The organism is Roseateles sp. P5_E11, from assembly GCF_054049355.1.
The window spans coordinates 1-14,727 of sequence record NZ_JBFUMO010000094.1 but is presented as its reverse complement, the minus strand read 5'-3'; the positions used below and the strand labels follow the sequence as shown (position 1 = coordinate 14,727).

Here is a 14,727-nt window from a genome sequence, read left to right as displayed (position 1 = left end):
CTGCACGGCAGCAGCAGCTACCGGGTGCCATGGCTCGTGGACGAAGAGAGCTGCGACGTGCTGCGCGCATTCACGCGGCTCAAGCACCAGCTCATGCCGTATCTGTACGCCAAGGCGCATGAGGCGACGCAGACCGGCGTGCCGCTGATGCGCGCCATGCTGATGGAGCACCCGCAGGACCCGGCCTGCGCGACGCTGGACCGGCAGTACCAGCTCGGCGAGAGCTTGCTGGTCGCGCCCGTCTTCACCGAGGGCGGCGAGGTGGACTTCTACCTCCCAGAAGGGACGTGGACGCATCTGCTGAGCGGCGAGAAGCGCGAAGGTGGCCGCTGGCACCGCGAGGTGCATGGCTTCCTGTCCATGCCGCTGTACGCCGCACCGAACAGCGTCATCGCCTGGGGCGCCGAGACCGAGAAGCCGGCCTACGACTACGCCCGCGGCACGGTGCTGCGCGTGTTCGAGCTGGATGACGGCGCGAGCGCGGCATTCACGGTCGTGGGCGCGGACGGCAGCATTGCGGCGCGTGGCACGGTCAGCCGAAAGGGCGGGCAGTACACGGCGCAGGTCTCCGAGGGCGCGCTGCGCGATTGGGGGCTGGAGGTGGACGGGCGGCGCAGTGCTGTGCAGGCTGAAGGCGCCTCGCTGAGCTGGACGGCCTGACCGGTTTCTGGCCCTCGAGCCGGTGGACGCTCAGGCGTCCACCGGTTCATTGCTTGATGGAGTGACGATGGCTGTGCGTCGTGTTCGAGACCTGCTGCTGATCGCCCGCACGCCTTCACGCGTCTACGCCAAAGGCGTGACACTGAACGTCAACGGCGCTGCCGACTGCATCAACTGGATCGTCTCACCATGAGTCCCCATCTCCGCTGCTTCGTCGCGACCGGCCTGCTGGCCAGCGGCCTTGCGCGTGCCTGGGGCGATGTGAAGGGCTTGGCATGGGTAACCCTAGCCCAGCACCGCATGCGCCTGAGTCAAAATGACAGCGTTGTCGTTCAAACCTGTGTGATGGAGCTTGCTGATGAACTGGTTGCCCGCTGGCGGGGCTCGGCCTACCGCGTGGGCGTGCAGGCCAAGGACTATGTCTGGGGCAGCAATGCCGTGCAGCCGGCGCGGTCCTATCCGGACCATTTCTGCAGCTATGCCAGCAACGAGGTCGCCGTCAACTGGAATGCGCCGCTGGTCTACGTGTCGGCGGCGCTGCAGGCGCTGACGCCGCGGGCCTGATAAGGCWGGCCGGGAGAGCAGAGGATGCACCACCGCAGATGGTTGGCGACGCTGCTGCTGGGCCTGCTGGGCTGGAGCCCCTTGGCCTGGTCTGCGTCATGGGTGCTGGCCGAGAGCCCGCATTTCCGCATGCTTGCCCAGACGTCCAAGCGCACGGCCGAGGGCAGGCTGCAGGATCTCGAACGCCTGCACGAGGCCATGCTGCTGACCCTTGGCGCCAGCCAGGGCCTGGCGCGCCCGCCCTTTCCCATCGTGCTCAGCGACGACCCCGACCTCATTGCCCGGGTCCAGCCCTATCTGCGCAACCGTCGCCTGGCGGGGCTGTTCGTTTCGGGCAGCGATGGCGCCCAGGCTTTCGCGGTCAACCATCTCTGGTCGAAGGACTTCACCGGCCAGGTGCTCTTCCACGAGTACGCGCACCGCGTGATGGCTCAGTACGCCCGCATGGCCTATCCCGTGTGGTATGTCGAGGGCTACGCCGAGTACTTCGGCGCGACGCGCATCGCCCCGGACTCGATCGAGATCGGCGCGTTCAATCCCTCGGCCGCGATCCTGGCCCAGCGCCCCTGGCTGCAGCCGGCCAGGCTGCTCAAGCCGAGCTTCCAGTCCACCGGGGACAAGGACATTGACGACAGCTTCTTCGGCGTCTTCTACGCGCAGTCCTGGCTGCTGACCCACTACGTGCTGTCCAAGACCGAGCGCGTCCAGCGCTTCAACGAGTACTTCCGCCGTGTCGCGGCCGGGGAGGACGCGCTGACGGCGCTGGAGCCCGCCACAGGCATAGCGCCCAGCCGCCTGAACAGTGAGCTGCGCAGGCATCTGGACAACCTGTATGTGGCGCAGATCCCGGGTGGCGCGCCAGCCGCGGTGCGCACTACAGAGCTGCCCACCGAGCAGGCCGAGGCCGAATTCGACGGCATGGTCATCGCCTCGCGTCCTGAAGCCGAACATGGCAAGGCCGTCCTGGCCCGTCTGCAGGCGAGCGTGAAGAAGGCCGGCGGCGACCGTGCGCCCGATGTCATGCGCTGGGCGCTGGCGCATGCCGAGATCCGCTATGGCGAGGCGGACAAGGCCTTGCAGATCCTTGCTCCGTGGGCCCAGCAGGAAGCACCGCCCTTTGAAGCCAACCGCCTGCTCGGCTGGGCCTGGCAGGCTGTGGCCGCACAGGCGAACGGCGCCGAACGCACCCAGGCACTGGAACAGGCGCGCGCCTGGCTGATGGCAGCCTACAAACAGCGCCGCAACGATGCACCCACGCTGTATCAGCTGGCCCGCGTGCTCGGCGTCAAGGGCGTGAGCCCCAGCATGACCAACGCGGCAGACGCCGCCAGCGTGCTGGAGCCCCAGGTTGGCGACTACGTCTACCTCGCCGTCTGGGCGCATCTCGAATCCGGCAACCGCGACAAGGCCCTGCGCGGCCTGCAGTCGCTGGCCAGCAACCCGCACGGCGGCGAGGGCACCGACAGGGCCCGGGCCGCGCTCCAAGCCCTGCAATCCAATCAAGAGGCGTCTGACGTCCTCGCCCTGCTGAACGGCACCAAGAAGCCCACCCCACCATGACTCAATCCATTCGCCACCCATTGACCTGGGTGCCCTCGCTCTACCTCGCCATGGGCCTGCCCAATGTGATGGTGGGGGTCGTCGCGGCCATCATCTACAAGAACCTCGGCATCTCCAACGAGGACATCGCCCTCTACACCTCGCAGATGTACCTGCCCTGGGTGCTCAAGCCCCTGTGGGCGCCCCTGCTGGAGGCCTACCGCAGCAAGCGCTTCTGGGTCATCAGCATGGAGTTCACGATGGCGGCGGCCCTGGGCCTGGTGGCGCTGTGCCTGCCGATGGAAGGCTTCTTCAAGCTCTCGCTGGCCTTCTTCTGGATCGTCGGCTTCGCATCGGCCACGCAGGACACCTGCGCCGACGGCGTCTTCATGACGACCGTCTCCAAGACCGACCAGGCGCGCTACTCGGGCCTGCAGGGCATGTGCTGGAACATGGGCGCCGTGGTCGCCTCGGGCCTGTTCGTGTCGCTGACGGGCTATCTGCACAACCACATGGCCATGAGCTGGGTGCAATGCTGGGTCATCGTCGTGCTGATCGCCGCAGCGTCCATGGCCCTTTTCGGCTTGTGGCATGTGCGTGTGCTGCCGCCGGGTGCGCCGTCCACGCTGCATGGCCAAGGCCTGAGCGGCGGCCTGACCGCCACGGCCGAAGCCTGGGTCACCCTCTTCCAGAAGCCGCAGATCTGGATGATGCTGGCTGTCATCTTCTTCTACCGCTTCGGCGAAGGCTTCATCGAGAAGTTCGGCCCGCTCTTCCTGCTCGACAGCATCGCTGCCGGCGGCCTGGGGTTGGACAACGAGTCGCTGGGCCACATCAACGGCACGGTCGGCACGCTGTCCTTCATCGCCGGGGCCTTCCTGGGCGGCTTCTTCGTCGCCAAGCGCACGCTGCCGCGCAGCTTCTTCACGCTGGCCCTGGTGCTCAACATCCCGCACCTGACCTATTTCTACCTGGCCCAGTCGATGCCGACGGACACGACCACCATCGCGRCCATCGTCTGCATCGAGAAGTTCGGCTTCGGCATGGGCTCGGTCGGCCACATGCTCTACATGATGCAGCAGATCGCCCCGGGGCCCTTCCGCATGGCGCACTACGCGATGGCCACCGGCGTGATGGCGCTGACCAAGTGGGGCACCGGCAGCGTCAGCGGCCTGCTGTGGAACTACGTCAATCACCAGTACGTGAGCTTCTTCGGCTGGGTGCTGATCTTCTCCATCCCGCCCGTGGTGCTGGCCTGGCTGGCGCCCTTCCCGCATGACCACGAGGAGGCGGGCGAGTTTGGCGAACCCGCCGCCGTGGCCGGCCACTGATGAGCCTGCTGCTGGCCATGGCCCTGGCCGCCGCCACATCCGGCCAGCCCGCCCAGCCCGCTCAACCCGCCTGTGCGGCCGATGCGCTGGGCACGTCGCGCACATTGACGTTCAAGCGCGAGGGCGCGGCCTGGGGCAAGGCGCAACATGCGGCGCTGCCAGGGCTGGCGCCGAAGGAGGTCGTGCTGACCTTCGACGACGGCCCGCGGCCCGAGTCCACACCGCTGGTGCTAAAGGCCCTGGCCGACCAGTGCGTGAAGGCCAGCTTCTTCATGAACGGCGAGCCCATGCGCGCCCACGCCGCCCTGGCCCGCCAGGTGCGCGACGCCGGCCACAGCGTCGGCATGCATGGTTTCCAGCATCTGGCATTCGGTCAGCTGCCCGCACCGGCGCAGATCGCCGACCTGGATGCCATGGTGGCTGCCTACCGTGAGGTGCTGGGCAGCGAGCCGGCGGCCTATCGCTTCCCCTTTCTGGCGGAATCGCCCGTGCTGATGGCCGCGCTGCGCGAGCGCGACATCACCGTCATGTCCGTCGACGCCGGTGCCGAGGACTGGCTGCCCGACCAGACGCCGCAGATGCTTGCGACCAAGCTGCTGGGCCAGCTGGCCAAGAGCGGCGGTGGCATCGTGCTGCTGCACGACGTTCAGGACCAGACGGCGCGGGCGTTGCCATTTTTGCTGCAGTCGTTGAAGGCCACCGGCTATCGCGTCGTGCACTTGCGCTGGGACGACGTGCCGCGCTGATCGCCCTCCAAAAGGAATCCCATGTCTCGCCTGCTGGCCCGATTGCTTCTTCTTCTGGCCACCGGGGGGCTGGCGTGCGCCCACGCTGCCGACTTCGTCGCCCCTCCCGGCCCGTACGCGGTCGGCAGCACCAACATGGCGGTCGCCACCAGCGCCGCTGGCGACCGGCCGCTGGTGGACTATCTCAACGGCAAGGTCGACGGCTCGCGCAGCCTGTACGTCGATGAACTGCTGAGCCGCCGCGACGCCGCACAGCTGCTCAAGGTCACCGTACCGGCCAACGAATCCGGCGCGGGGGCGCTGGCCGGGCAGCAGCTGCCACTGCTGCTCTACGTCCTGTATCCCACCCGCGCCGACAACGCCCGGCCGAACTACGCCTTCCCCTACAAGGACACCGGCGACAACGTCTTCCCGCACATGCAGGCGCCGGGCGAGCGGCCGGTTTTTGCAGACCCGGCAGCCAAGTACCCGCTCATCGTCTACTCGGGCGGCTACAACACCCACGGCCTCTGGCATCTGGCCCACCTCAAGCAGCTGGCCTCGCACGGCTACATCGTCGTCGACATCTTCCATGGCGATGGCCGCGTCAGCGGCTATGCCGAACCCGTGGCCCTGCGCCGGGTGGCCTTCAAGGCGGCGCTTGACCATGTGCTCAGCCACCCTGACTTTGCCGGCGCGGTGGACACGGCCCGCATCGGCGCCTCGGGCGCCAGCGCGGGCGGCCAGACGGTGCTGGCGATGCTCGGCGGCGCCGACCCGGCTGTGCCCGGGCAGTCCTTTCGCGACGCCCGCCTGAAGGCCGGCTTCGGCCTTGTGCCCTTCCTCGGCGCCAGCTTCGGCATCTGGCCCTTCCAGACCCATGCCTGGTCCTTCGGCCGCGACTTCAGCGGCCTTGCCCAGGTCAAGACGCCGTTCTTCGCCGTCTATGCCGAGAAGGACGGTTCGGTCTCGCCCGGCAGCGTCAAGGCCGGCGTGCGCCGCCTGGGCGGCCCGGCCTGGGCCGTCGAAATGCCGGGTGAGGGCCACCTCCTCAGCGGGCCTGCCGAACAGGAAGCCACCGCCTGGGAGCTGCTGTTCTTTGACGCCTATCTGCGGGACAACGCGGCGGCCCGGGCGCACCTCGCCGATGTCAAGCCTCTAGCCGGTGGGCGCGGCACCGTCAACTACAGCAAGCCGCGCTGACGCCGTCGCGCCGCCCCTCCCCACCGCTTCAAGCTGCGGGTTTGTCCGTGGGGTTGCAGTCAAGATAAATGCTTGACGTTTGAACTATCGATTCCTAAAGTGCTACGCAGAAGGGGCATCCCATGCGTATCACCTGTGTCGGCGGCGGACCCGCTGGCCTGTATTTCGCGCTGCTGATGAAGAAGGCCGACCCGGCCCACCAGGTCAGGGTGCTGGAGCGCAACCGCGCGGGCGACACCTTCGGCTGGGGCGTCGTGCTGTCGGACCAGACCGTGGATGCGCTGCGCGAGGCCGACGCCGAGACCGCTGAGCAGATCAGCGAGGCCTTCAACCACTGGGACGACATCGCCGTCCACTTCCGCGGCCGCAGCATCGTCTCCAGCGGCCACGGCTTCTGCGGCATCGGCCGCAAGAAGCTGCTGAATATCCTGCAGGCGCGCTGTGAGGCGCTGGGCGTGGAGCTGGTCTACGAGACCGACGTGCTGGATGACGTCGACATCGACGCCGACCTCATCATCGCCGCCGACGGCCTGAACAGCCGCATCCGCCAGAAGTACGCTGCCACCTACCAGCCCGACGTCGACCTGCGTGCCTGCCGCTTCGTGTGGCTGGGCACCACCAAGCTCTTCGACGCCTTCACCTTCGACTTCCAGCAGACCGAATGGGGCTGGTTCCAGGCGCACGCCTACCGCTTCGACGCCACGCACTCGACCTTCATCGTCGAGGCGCCCGAAGACGTTTGGCGCGCCGCGGGCTTGGAGGACATGAGCAAGGAAGACGGCATTGCCTTCTGCGAGAAGCTCTTCGCCAAGGTGCTGGATGGCCACCCGTTGATCTCCAATGCCAGCCACCTGCGCGGCTCGGCGTCGTGGATCCGCTTCCCGCGCGTCGTCTGCAAGACCTGGGTGCATCACAACGGGCGCGCGCCGGTTGTGCTGATGGGCGACGCCGCCCACACGGCGCACTTCTCCATCGGCTCGGGCACCAAGCTCGCGCTGGAGGACGCCATCGACCTGGCGCGAGACATCCATAACCACGGCGACCTGCCAACGGCGCTCGACGCCTACCAGGCCACGCGCAGCATCGAGGTGCTGCGCATCCAGAACGCGGCGCGCAACTCCACCGAGTRGTTCGAGAACGTCGAGCGCCATGCGCGCCTGGCGCCGGAGCAGTTCGCCTACTCGCTGCTTACGCGTTCCCAGCGCATCTCGCACGAGAACCTGCGCCTGCGCGATGCGCGCTATGTGGGCGAGTTCGAACGCTGGCTGGCGGCGCAGAGCGGTGTCGACGCCCAGGTGCCGCCGATGTTCACGCCCTTCAAGCTGCGCGGCGTCACGCTGAAGAACCGCGTCGTCGTGTCGCCGATGGCGCAGTACAGCTGCGAGGACGGCATTCCTGGCGACTACCACCTGGCCCACCTCGGCGCCCGTGCGTTGGGCGGTGCCGGCCTCGTTTTTGCGGAGATGACCTGCGTGTCTCCGGACGCGCGCATCACGCCGGGTTGCCCGGGACTGTGGAACGACGGCCAGGGCGCCGCGTGGCAGCGCATCGTCGAGCATGTGCACACCCACAGCAGCGCCAGGATCGCCATGCAGCTCGGCCACGCCGGCCCCAAGGGCTCGACATGCGTGCCCTGGGAGGGTGAAGACCAGCCGCTGCCCGACGGCAACTGGCCGCTGATCTCGGCCTCGCCGCAGCAATACCTGGATGGCATCAGCCAGGTCGCGCGGGCGATGACGCGCGCCGACATGGACCGCGTGCGCGAGGACTTCGTCAACGCCGCTCGCCGCGCCGCCGATGCCGGCTTCGACTGGCTGGAGCTGCACTGCGCCCACGGCTATCTGCTGTCCGCCTTCATCTCGCCGCTGACCAACCACCGCGACGACGACTACGGCGGCTCGCTGGAGAACCGGCTGCGCTATCCGCTCGAAGTCTTCACGGCGCTGCGCGAGGTCTGGCCGCTGGACCGGCCCATGTCCGTGCGCATTTCGGCTCACGACTGGGTGCCGGGCGGCACGACGCTCGAGGACGCAGTCGCCCTCGCTGCCGCATTCAAGGAAGCGGGCGCCGATCTCATCGACGTGTCGTCCGGCCAGGTCAGCAAGGCGCAAAAGCCCGTTTACGGCCGCATGTTCCAGACGCCGTTCGCCGAGAGCATCCGCAACCGCGTCGGCATCGCGACCATGGCCGTCGGCGCCATCTCCGAGGCTGACCACGTCAACAGCATCATCGCGTCGGGGCGCGCCGACCTCTGCGCCATCGCGCGGCCGCACCTGGCCAATCCAGCGTGGACTTTGACCGAGGCCGCGCGCATCGGCTACCGCGGGCCCATCGGGCTGGAATGGCCCAAACAGTACCTGTCCGGCAAGAGCCAGCTGGAGCGCGAATTCGAGCGCCAGCGCTCGGCAGGCGTGGCCGCAGCCGAGCAGGCGAACAAGGCGTTGGGCGTATGAAAAAACATGCAGTTGTGACGGGTGGCGGCAGTGGCATCGGCGCGGCGGTGGCGAAGCGGCTGCTCGCGGACGGTTTTCGCGTCACGCTGATGGGGCGCAGTGAAGATCGCCTGCGCAGTTCACAGGCGGCATTGGGTGATGTAGCCATCCAGATCTGCGACGTCGGCAACGAGGACAGCGTCACCGACGCCTTCGCCGCCGTGGGCGATGTGGACATCCTCGTCAACAACGCCGGCCAGGTCGAGACGGCGCCGCTCGCCCGCACCTCGCTGGAGCTGTGGCAGCGCCTGCTCAACGTCAACCTCACCGGCAGCTTCCTGTGCAGCCGCGCGGTGCTGCCCGGCATGCTGTTGCGCAAGGAAGGTCGCATCATCAACGTGGCCAGCACGGCGGCGCTCAAGGGCTATGCCTATGTGGCGGCCTACTGCGCGGCCAAGCATGGCGTGCTGGGACTGACGCGGGCGATGGCGCTGGAAGTGGCGGCCAAGGGCGTGACGGTCAACGCGGTCTGCCCGGGCTACACCGAGACCGACATCGTCGCGAATGCCGTCGACACCATCGTCGCCAAGACCGGCCGCACGGCCGAGCAAGCGCGCACAGAGCTGGCCAAGGTGAACCCGCAGGGCCGCTTGATCCAGCCCGAGGAAGTGGCGGACACCGTGGCATGGATCGTCGGCAACGGCGCCATCAACGGCCAGGCCATTGCYGTCTGCGGCGGGGAGACGATGTGATGTCGGCCACCGAGTCCGATCTCGAAACGCGTCTTTCGGAAGACGACCACCAGGCCCTCAGGCTCTGGCTGCGCCTGCTGTCCTGCACAACCCGCGTGGAAGACCAGATCCGCCAGCGCCTTCGCGCCGATTTCGGCACCACGCTGCCGCGCTTTGACCTGCTCGCCCAGCTCGAGCGTCATCCCGACGGGCTGACGATGCGCGAGCTGTCCAAGCGGCTGATGGTGACGGGCGGCAATGTCACCGGCATCACCGACCAGCTCGAAGCCGAAGGTCTGGTGCTGCGCGAGACCCGCGCCGACGACCGCCGCAGCTTCATCGTCAAGCTCACGCCGCAGGGCCGCCGCCAGTTCAAGCGCATGGCCGCCACGCACGAGGGCTGGATCGTCGAGCTGTTTGCCGGCTGGACGCCCGCGCAGAAGACCCAGGTCCACGAGCTGCTCGCGCAGCTGAAAACCCATTTGGCCAAGGATGCCGCATGACCCCCTATCTGACTTCCGGCAACAGCCAGAGCCTCGCCGGCTACAGCCCCGAGCACTTCGTCTGGCAGCAGCAGGGCGCCGTCGGCGTCATCACGCTGAACCGGCCCGAGCGCAAGAACCCGCTGACCTTTGAGTCCTACGCCGAGCTGCGCGACCTGTTCCGCCGGCTGAGCTATGTCGATGACGTGAAAGCCATCGTCATCCAGGGCGCCGGCGGCAACTTCTGCTCGGGCGGCGACGTGCACGAGATCATCGGCCCGTTGACCGGCATGAGCATGCCCGACCTGCTGGCCTTCACGCGCATGACGGGCGATCTGGTGAAGGCCATGCGTGCCTGCCCGCAACCCATCGTCACGGCCATTGACGGCGTCTGTGCCGGTGCCGGCGCCATCATGGCGATGGCGTCCGACCTGCGCGTCGGCACCGCACGCAGCAAGACGGCCTTCCTGTTCACCCGTGTGGGCCTGGCCGGCTGCGACATGGGTGCCTGCGCCATGCTGCCGCGCATCGTCGGCCAGGGGCGGGCGTCGGATTTGCTCTACAGCGGCCGCAGCCTGGGTGGCGAAGAGGCGCTGTCCTGGGGTTTCCTGAACCGCTTGATCGCGCCCGAGCAACTGTTGAATGAAGCGATGACCTGGGCTGGCGAGATCGCCTCAGGCCCGAGCTTCGGCCACGCAATGACCAAACGCATGCTGCATCAAGAGTGGTCCATGGGCGTGGACGAAGCCATCGAGTCCGAGGCGCAGGCCCAGGCCATCTGCATGATGACCAAGGACTTCCATCGAGCCTACGAAGCCTTCGTGGCGAAGCAGAAGCCGGTCTTCCAAGGGGATTGAGATGGAGCATCTCGACTGGCCCTTCTTCGACGCCAAGCACCGTGAGCTGGTGAATTCGCTGGACGCCTGGTGCACCGCGAACCTGCATGTCGATCATCACGCGGATGTCGATGGGCAATGCCGCAGCCTCGTCGCCCAGCTCGGCGCTGCCGGCTGGCTGAACCACGCGGTGGCCGGTGAAGGCCAGGCCATCGACACCCGCGCCATCTGCCTGATCCGCGAGACGCTGGCCAAGCATGACGGCCTGGCTGATTTCGCCTTTGCGATGCAGGGCCTGGGCTCGGGCGCCATCTCGCTGCAGGGCACGCAGGCCCAGAGCGAGCGCTATTTGCCGCGCGTGGCGCGTGGTGAGGCGCTGTCGGCCTTCGCGCTGTCTGAGCCCGAAGCTGGATCGGATGTCGCGGCCATGCAGTGCAGCGCCACCGAAGACGGCGACAGCTATCTGCTGAACGGCGAGAAGACCTGGATCTCCAACGGCGGCATCGCCGACTTCTATGTGCTGTTCGCGCGCACGGGTGAAGCGCCAGGCTCGCGTGGCCTCAGCGCGTTCATCGTTGATGCAGGACTTCCGGGATTTGAGATTGCCGAGCGCATCGACGTCATCGCACCGCACCCGCTAGCCCGACTGCGCTTCACCAATTGTCGCGTCGCCAAGTCGCAGATGCTTGGTGCACCGGGCGACGGTTTCAAGCTGGCCATGCGCACACTGGACGTGTTTCGCACCTCGGTCGCAGCCGCGGCCCTGGGCTTTGCCCGCCGCGCGCTGCAGGAAGGCCTGGCTCAGGCCAAGGCCCGCCCCATGTTCGGCGCCCGCCTGGCCGATCTGCCGCTCACGCAAGCCAAGCTGGCCGACATGGCCTGCACCGTGGACTCGTCCGCGCTGATGGTCTACCGCGCCGCCTGGCTGCGCGACCAGGGTCGGACCATCACCAAGGAAGCCGCGATGGCCAAGCTGATGGCCACCGAGGGCGCTCAGCGGGTCATCGACGCTGCGGTGCAGCTCTTCGGCGGCCGCGGCGTGCGTCGGGGCGAGATCGTCGAATCCCTCTACCGGGAAATCCGTGCGCTGCGCATCTACGAGGGCGCCAGCGAAGTGCAGCAACTGATCATCGGCCGCGAACTGTTGAAGGCCTGAACCATGCATCCATCGGCCCACCTGGATACCTTCGCAAGAGACCACCTCCCGCCGCAGGACCAGTGGCCGGAGCTGGTCTTCGATCTGCCCGAACTGCAGTTCGGCCCCAAGCTGAACGCGGCGACCGAGCTGCTGGACCGCTGGGTGGAGCAGGGCGATGGCGACCGACCCTGCGTGCAGGGCGCCGGCGTGAGCTGGACCTATGCCGAGCTGCAGGCCGAGGCAAACCGCATCGCCAACGTGCTGGTCAACGAACTCGGCGTCGTGCCCGGCAACCGGGTGCTGCTGCGCGGCGCGAACACGCCGCAACTGGCGGCCTGCTGGTTTGCCGTCATCAAAGCCGGTGCGATTGCCGTTGCGACCATGCCGCTGTTGCGCGCGGTTGAGCTGGGCAAGGTCATCGCCAAGGCCGAGGTCACGCATGCACTGTGCGACGCCGCGCTGGCCGACGAGCTGGCGGCAGCGCAGTTGCAGAACCCGCTGCTGCGCGGCATCTGCCACTACCGCAGCAACGAGCCCGATGGCCTCGAAGCCCGCGCGGCGCGGCAGCCCGCCACCTTCACCAACGTCGATACCGCCAGCGACGACTGCGCGCTGATCGCTTTCACGTCGGGCACCACGGGCCAGCCCAAAGGCACGATGCACTTCCATCGCGACATCCTCGCGATCTGCCGCTGCTGGCCGGTGCACTGCCTGCGTGCCCAGGCCAGMGACGTTTTCATCGGCAGCCCGCCATTGGCCTTCACCTTCGGCCTTGGCGGCCTGTTGCTGTTCCCGATGAGTGTGGGCGCGTCGGCCGTGCTGCTTGAAAAGCCCGCGCCCGATTTGCTGCTCGCTGCAGTTGCGGCGCACCGCGCGACGGTCTGCTTCACGGCGCCGACGTCCTATCGCGCGATGGCGCCGATGGTGGCGCAGCACGACCTCTCGTCCCTGCGCAAATGCGTCAGCGCAGGCGAGGCCTTGCCCGCCGCGACGCGCGCGCTGTGGAAACAGGCGACGGGCATCGAACTGCTCGACGGCATCGGCGCGACGGAGCTGCTGCACATCTTCATCTCCCATACCGAAGAGACGGCCAAGCCCGGCGCGACCGGCAAGCCCGTGCCTGGCTACCAGGCCTGCATCCTCGACGATGGTGGCCAGCCCCTGCCGGCGGGCAAGGTCGGCCATCTCGCCGTCAAGGGCCCGACGGGCTGCCGCTATCTCGCCGACGAGCGCCAGCACCAGTATGTGCAGGACGGCTGGAACCTGACCGGTGATTCCTACCTGATCGACGCCGATGGCTACTACGTCTACCAGGCCCGCACCGACGACATGATCATCTCGGGTGGCTACAACATCGCCGGCCCCGAGGTCGAGGCCGCGCTGCTCAGCCACCCGGCGGTGGCCGAATGCGGCGTCATCGGCGTGCCCGACGAAGAGCGCGGCCAGCTCGTGAAAGCCTTCGTCGTGCTGCGCGCGGGCCATGCCGGCGACGTGAAGGCGTTGCAGGACCACGTCAAGGCGACCATCGCGCCCTACAAATATCCGCGTCTCATTGAGTTCCGCGAGAACCTGCCGCGCACCGAGACGGGCAAACTGCAGCGCTTCAAGCTCAAAGCCTGACCGCCCCTTTTTCTCATGGAGACCCTGCGCATGAAGAAGACTTTTGCCGCCATCACCCTCGGCCTTGCCTTGCTCCCCGCGGCCCAGGCCGCCGACAAGCTCAAGGTCGGCTTCCTGAGCACATTGTCCGGCCCCGGCGCCGGCCTGGGCGTAGACATCCGCGATGGCTTCGCGCTCGGCCTCAAGCACAGCGGCGGCAAGTTCGGCGGCCTGCCTGTCGAGATGGTCACGGCCGACGACCAGCAGAACCCCGAGGTCGCCAAGCAGAGCGCCGAGCGCCTCATCAAGCGCGACAAGGTCGACTTCATGACCGGCATCGTCTTCTCCAACGTGATGCTGGCCGTCGGGCCGTCGGTGTTCGACGCGAAGATCCCCTACATCAGCGCCAACGCCGGTCCGTCGCAGTACGCCGGCGAGCAATGCAACCCGTATTTCTTCAACGTTGCCTGGCAGAACGACAACCTGCACGAGGCCGTGGGCAAGACTGTGACGGAGAAGGGCTTCAAGAAGCTCGTGCTGTTGGCGCCCAACTACCCGGCGGGCAAGGACGCGATGACGGGCTTCAAGCGCTACTACAAGGGCGCCGTCGTCGAGGAGATCTACACCAAGCTCGGGCAGCTCGACTACGCCGCGGAGCTTGCGCAGGCTCGCGCGGCCAAGCCGGATGCGATGTACATCTTTCTGCCCGGCGGCATGGGCATCAACTTCATCAAGCAGTTCGTCGGCGCGGGGCTGTCCAAGGATGTGACGCTGTTCGGGCCTGGGTTCTCTGCGGATGAGGATGTCATCAAGGCGGTGGGCGAGCCGATGCTGGGCATGTTCAACAGCTCGCATTGGGCGCATGACATGGACAACGCGGCGAACAAGAAGTTCGTGGCTGATTTTTTGAAGGACTACGGAAGGTTGCCGTCGCTGTATGCGAGCCAGGGGTATGACGCGGCGTTGTTGATGAATGCAGCGGTGAGGGATGTGAAGGGGAAGGTCGAGGACAAGCCGGCGCTATTGAAGGCGATCAAGGTGGCGAAGTTCGAGTCGGTGCGTGGGGCGTTCAAGTTCAATCGGAATCAGTACCCGATTCAGGATTACTACTTGCGGGTGATCACGAAGGATGGGCAGGGAAGGGTGACGAACCGGACGTTGGGGAAGATCTTCACGCAGCATGAGGATGCGTATGCGGCCTCTTGCAAGATGAGCTGAGGGCTGTTTTGTCGCAGCATGGGTTGACGTACAGGCCCAGCCGGGATTTCGTCCCGGCGGCCGACCTACTTTTTGCGCCGCCAAAAAGTAGGCAAAAAGCTCTCCCCTGCAAAACCGCCCGGCGGAGCCGGGTCTCCTGCGATGCTCGAAGCCCGGGGCCGCGCCCAACTCACTTCGCTACGCTCCGTTCAAACAAAGGGGCGCGAAGTCAGAGCTTGAGGCTCGCTGCGCTCGCGCCCCGGGCTTCTGCGCTTCTCGGCGGTTTAGAA

General features: G+C 67.1%; 14 protein-coding genes. All 14 read left to right on the top strand.

The window, feature by feature from the left end:
* Positions 1 to 660 (top strand): TIM-barrel domain-containing protein (locus ACXJKR_RS09875; RefSeq protein ID WP_457322700.1); only part of this gene is annotated, 660 nt, incomplete at its 5' end.
* 67 nt (positions 661 to 727) lie between these two features.
* Positions 728 to 853 carry a hypothetical protein gene (locus ACXJKR_RS09870; RefSeq protein WP_268795236.1) on the top strand — a complete coding sequence of 42 codons (126 nt, stop codon included), beginning with the start codon at positions 728 to 730 and terminating at the stop codon, positions 851 to 853.
* On the top strand, positions 850 to 1,224 hold the full coding sequence (locus ACXJKR_RS09865) for a hypothetical protein (RefSeq protein WP_457322699.1): 375 nt from the start codon (positions 850 to 852) through the stop codon (positions 1,222 to 1,224). The genes ACXJKR_RS09870 and ACXJKR_RS09865 overlap by 4 nt, the downstream gene beginning before the upstream one ends.
* 24 nt (positions 1,225 to 1,248) lie before the next feature.
* The gene (locus ACXJKR_RS09860) at positions 1,249 to 2,784 is read left to right on the top strand and encodes a hypothetical protein (RefSeq protein ID WP_157281195.1); all 1,536 of its coding nucleotides are present in this window, start codon (positions 1,249 to 1,251) and stop codon (positions 2,782 to 2,784) included.
* Positions 2,781 to 4,094: an MFS transporter gene (locus tag ACXJKR_RS09855; protein WP_457322698.1), complete on the top strand. Its 1,314-nt coding sequence runs from the start codon at positions 2,781 to 2,783 to the stop codon at positions 4,092 to 4,094. Before ACXJKR_RS09860 ends, ACXJKR_RS09855 begins: the two co-directional genes overlap by 4 nt.
* A complete protein-coding gene (locus ACXJKR_RS09850; RefSeq protein ID WP_457322697.1) occupies positions 4,094 to 4,840 on the top strand; it encodes a polysaccharide deacetylase family protein in 747 nt (248 codons plus the stop codon). The genes ACXJKR_RS09855 and ACXJKR_RS09850 overlap by 1 nt, the downstream gene beginning before the upstream one ends.
* Positions 4,841 to 4,861: 21 nt before the next feature.
* The gene (locus ACXJKR_RS09845; protein WP_457322696.1) at positions 4,862 to 6,022 is read left to right on the top strand and encodes an alpha/beta hydrolase family protein; all 1,161 of its coding nucleotides are present in this window, start codon (positions 4,862 to 4,864) and stop codon (positions 6,020 to 6,022) included.
* A gap of 122 nt (positions 6,023 to 6,144) precedes the next feature.
* Positions 6,145 to 8,475 (top strand): bifunctional salicylyl-CoA 5-hydroxylase/oxidoreductase, encoded by a 2,331-nt coding sequence (locus tag ACXJKR_RS09840; protein WP_457322695.1) that lies wholly within the window; start codon positions 6,145 to 6,147, stop codon positions 8,473 to 8,475.
* Positions 8,472 to 9,206 carry an SDR family NAD(P)-dependent oxidoreductase gene (locus ACXJKR_RS09835; RefSeq protein WP_457322694.1) on the top strand — a complete coding sequence of 245 codons (735 nt, stop codon included), beginning with the start codon at positions 8,472 to 8,474 and terminating at the stop codon, positions 9,204 to 9,206. Before ACXJKR_RS09840 ends, ACXJKR_RS09835 begins: the two co-directional genes overlap by 4 nt.
* Positions 9,206 to 9,688 carry a MarR family winged helix-turn-helix transcriptional regulator gene (locus ACXJKR_RS09830; protein WP_457322693.1) on the top strand — a complete coding sequence of 161 codons (483 nt, stop codon included), beginning with the start codon at positions 9,206 to 9,208 and terminating at the stop codon, positions 9,686 to 9,688. The genes ACXJKR_RS09835 and ACXJKR_RS09830 overlap by 1 nt, the downstream gene beginning before the upstream one ends.
* The gene (locus ACXJKR_RS09825; RefSeq protein ID WP_457322692.1) at positions 9,685 to 10,524 is read left to right on the top strand and encodes an enoyl-CoA hydratase family protein; all 840 of its coding nucleotides are present in this window, start codon (positions 9,685 to 9,687) and stop codon (positions 10,522 to 10,524) included. Before ACXJKR_RS09830 ends, ACXJKR_RS09825 begins: the two co-directional genes overlap by 4 nt.
* A gap of 1 nt (position 10,525) precedes the next feature.
* A complete protein-coding gene (locus ACXJKR_RS09820; RefSeq protein WP_457322691.1) occupies positions 10,526 to 11,659 on the top strand; it encodes an acyl-CoA dehydrogenase family protein in 1,134 nt (377 codons plus the stop codon).
* Positions 11,660 to 11,662: 3 nt separating this feature from the next.
* Positions 11,663 to 13,261: an AMP-binding protein gene (locus ACXJKR_RS09815; protein ID WP_457322690.1), complete on the top strand. Its 1,599-nt coding sequence runs from the start codon at positions 11,663 to 11,665 to the stop codon at positions 13,259 to 13,261.
* A 30-nt stretch (positions 13,262 to 13,291) separates the two neighbouring features.
* The gene (locus ACXJKR_RS09810) at positions 13,292 to 14,458 is read left to right on the top strand and encodes an ABC transporter substrate-binding protein (protein WP_457322689.1); all 1,167 of its coding nucleotides are present in this window, start codon (positions 13,292 to 13,294) and stop codon (positions 14,456 to 14,458) included.
* The last annotated feature ends 269 nt before the right edge of the window (positions 14,459 to 14,727 follow it).

Excerpts from the sequence above, each read along its gene's own strand:
- ACXJKR_RS09870 (WP_268795236.1), top strand. The coding sequence starts at position 728 with ATGGCTGTGCGTCGTGTTCGAGACCTGCTGCTGATCGCCCGCACGCCT.
- ACXJKR_RS09865 (WP_457322699.1), top strand. The coding sequence starts at position 850 with ATGAGTCCCCATCTCCGCTGCTTCGTCGCGACCGGCCTGCTGGCCAGC.
- ACXJKR_RS09860 (WP_157281195.1), top strand. The coding sequence starts at position 1,249 with ATGCACCACCGCAGATGGTTGGCGACGCTGCTGCTGGGCCTGCTGGGC.
- ACXJKR_RS09850 (WP_457322697.1), top strand. The coding sequence starts at position 4,094 with ATGAGCCTGCTGCTGGCCATGGCCCTGGCCGCCGCCACATCCGGCCAG.
- ACXJKR_RS09845 (WP_457322696.1), top strand. The coding sequence starts at position 4,862 with ATGTCTCGCCTGCTGGCCCGATTGCTTCTTCTTCTGGCCACCGGGGGG.
- ACXJKR_RS09830 (WP_457322693.1), top strand. The coding sequence starts at position 9,206 with ATGTCGGCCACCGAGTCCGATCTCGAAACGCGTCTTTCGGAAGACGAC.
- ACXJKR_RS09825 (WP_457322692.1), top strand. The coding sequence starts at position 9,685 with ATGACCCCCTATCTGACTTCCGGCAACAGCCAGAGCCTCGCCGGCTAC.
- ACXJKR_RS09820 (WP_457322691.1), top strand. The coding sequence starts at position 10,526 with ATGGAGCATCTCGACTGGCCCTTCTTCGACGCCAAGCACCGTGAGCTG.
- ACXJKR_RS09810 (WP_457322689.1), top strand. The coding sequence starts at position 13,292 with ATGAAGAAGACTTTTGCCGCCATCACCCTCGGCCTTGCCTTGCTCCCC.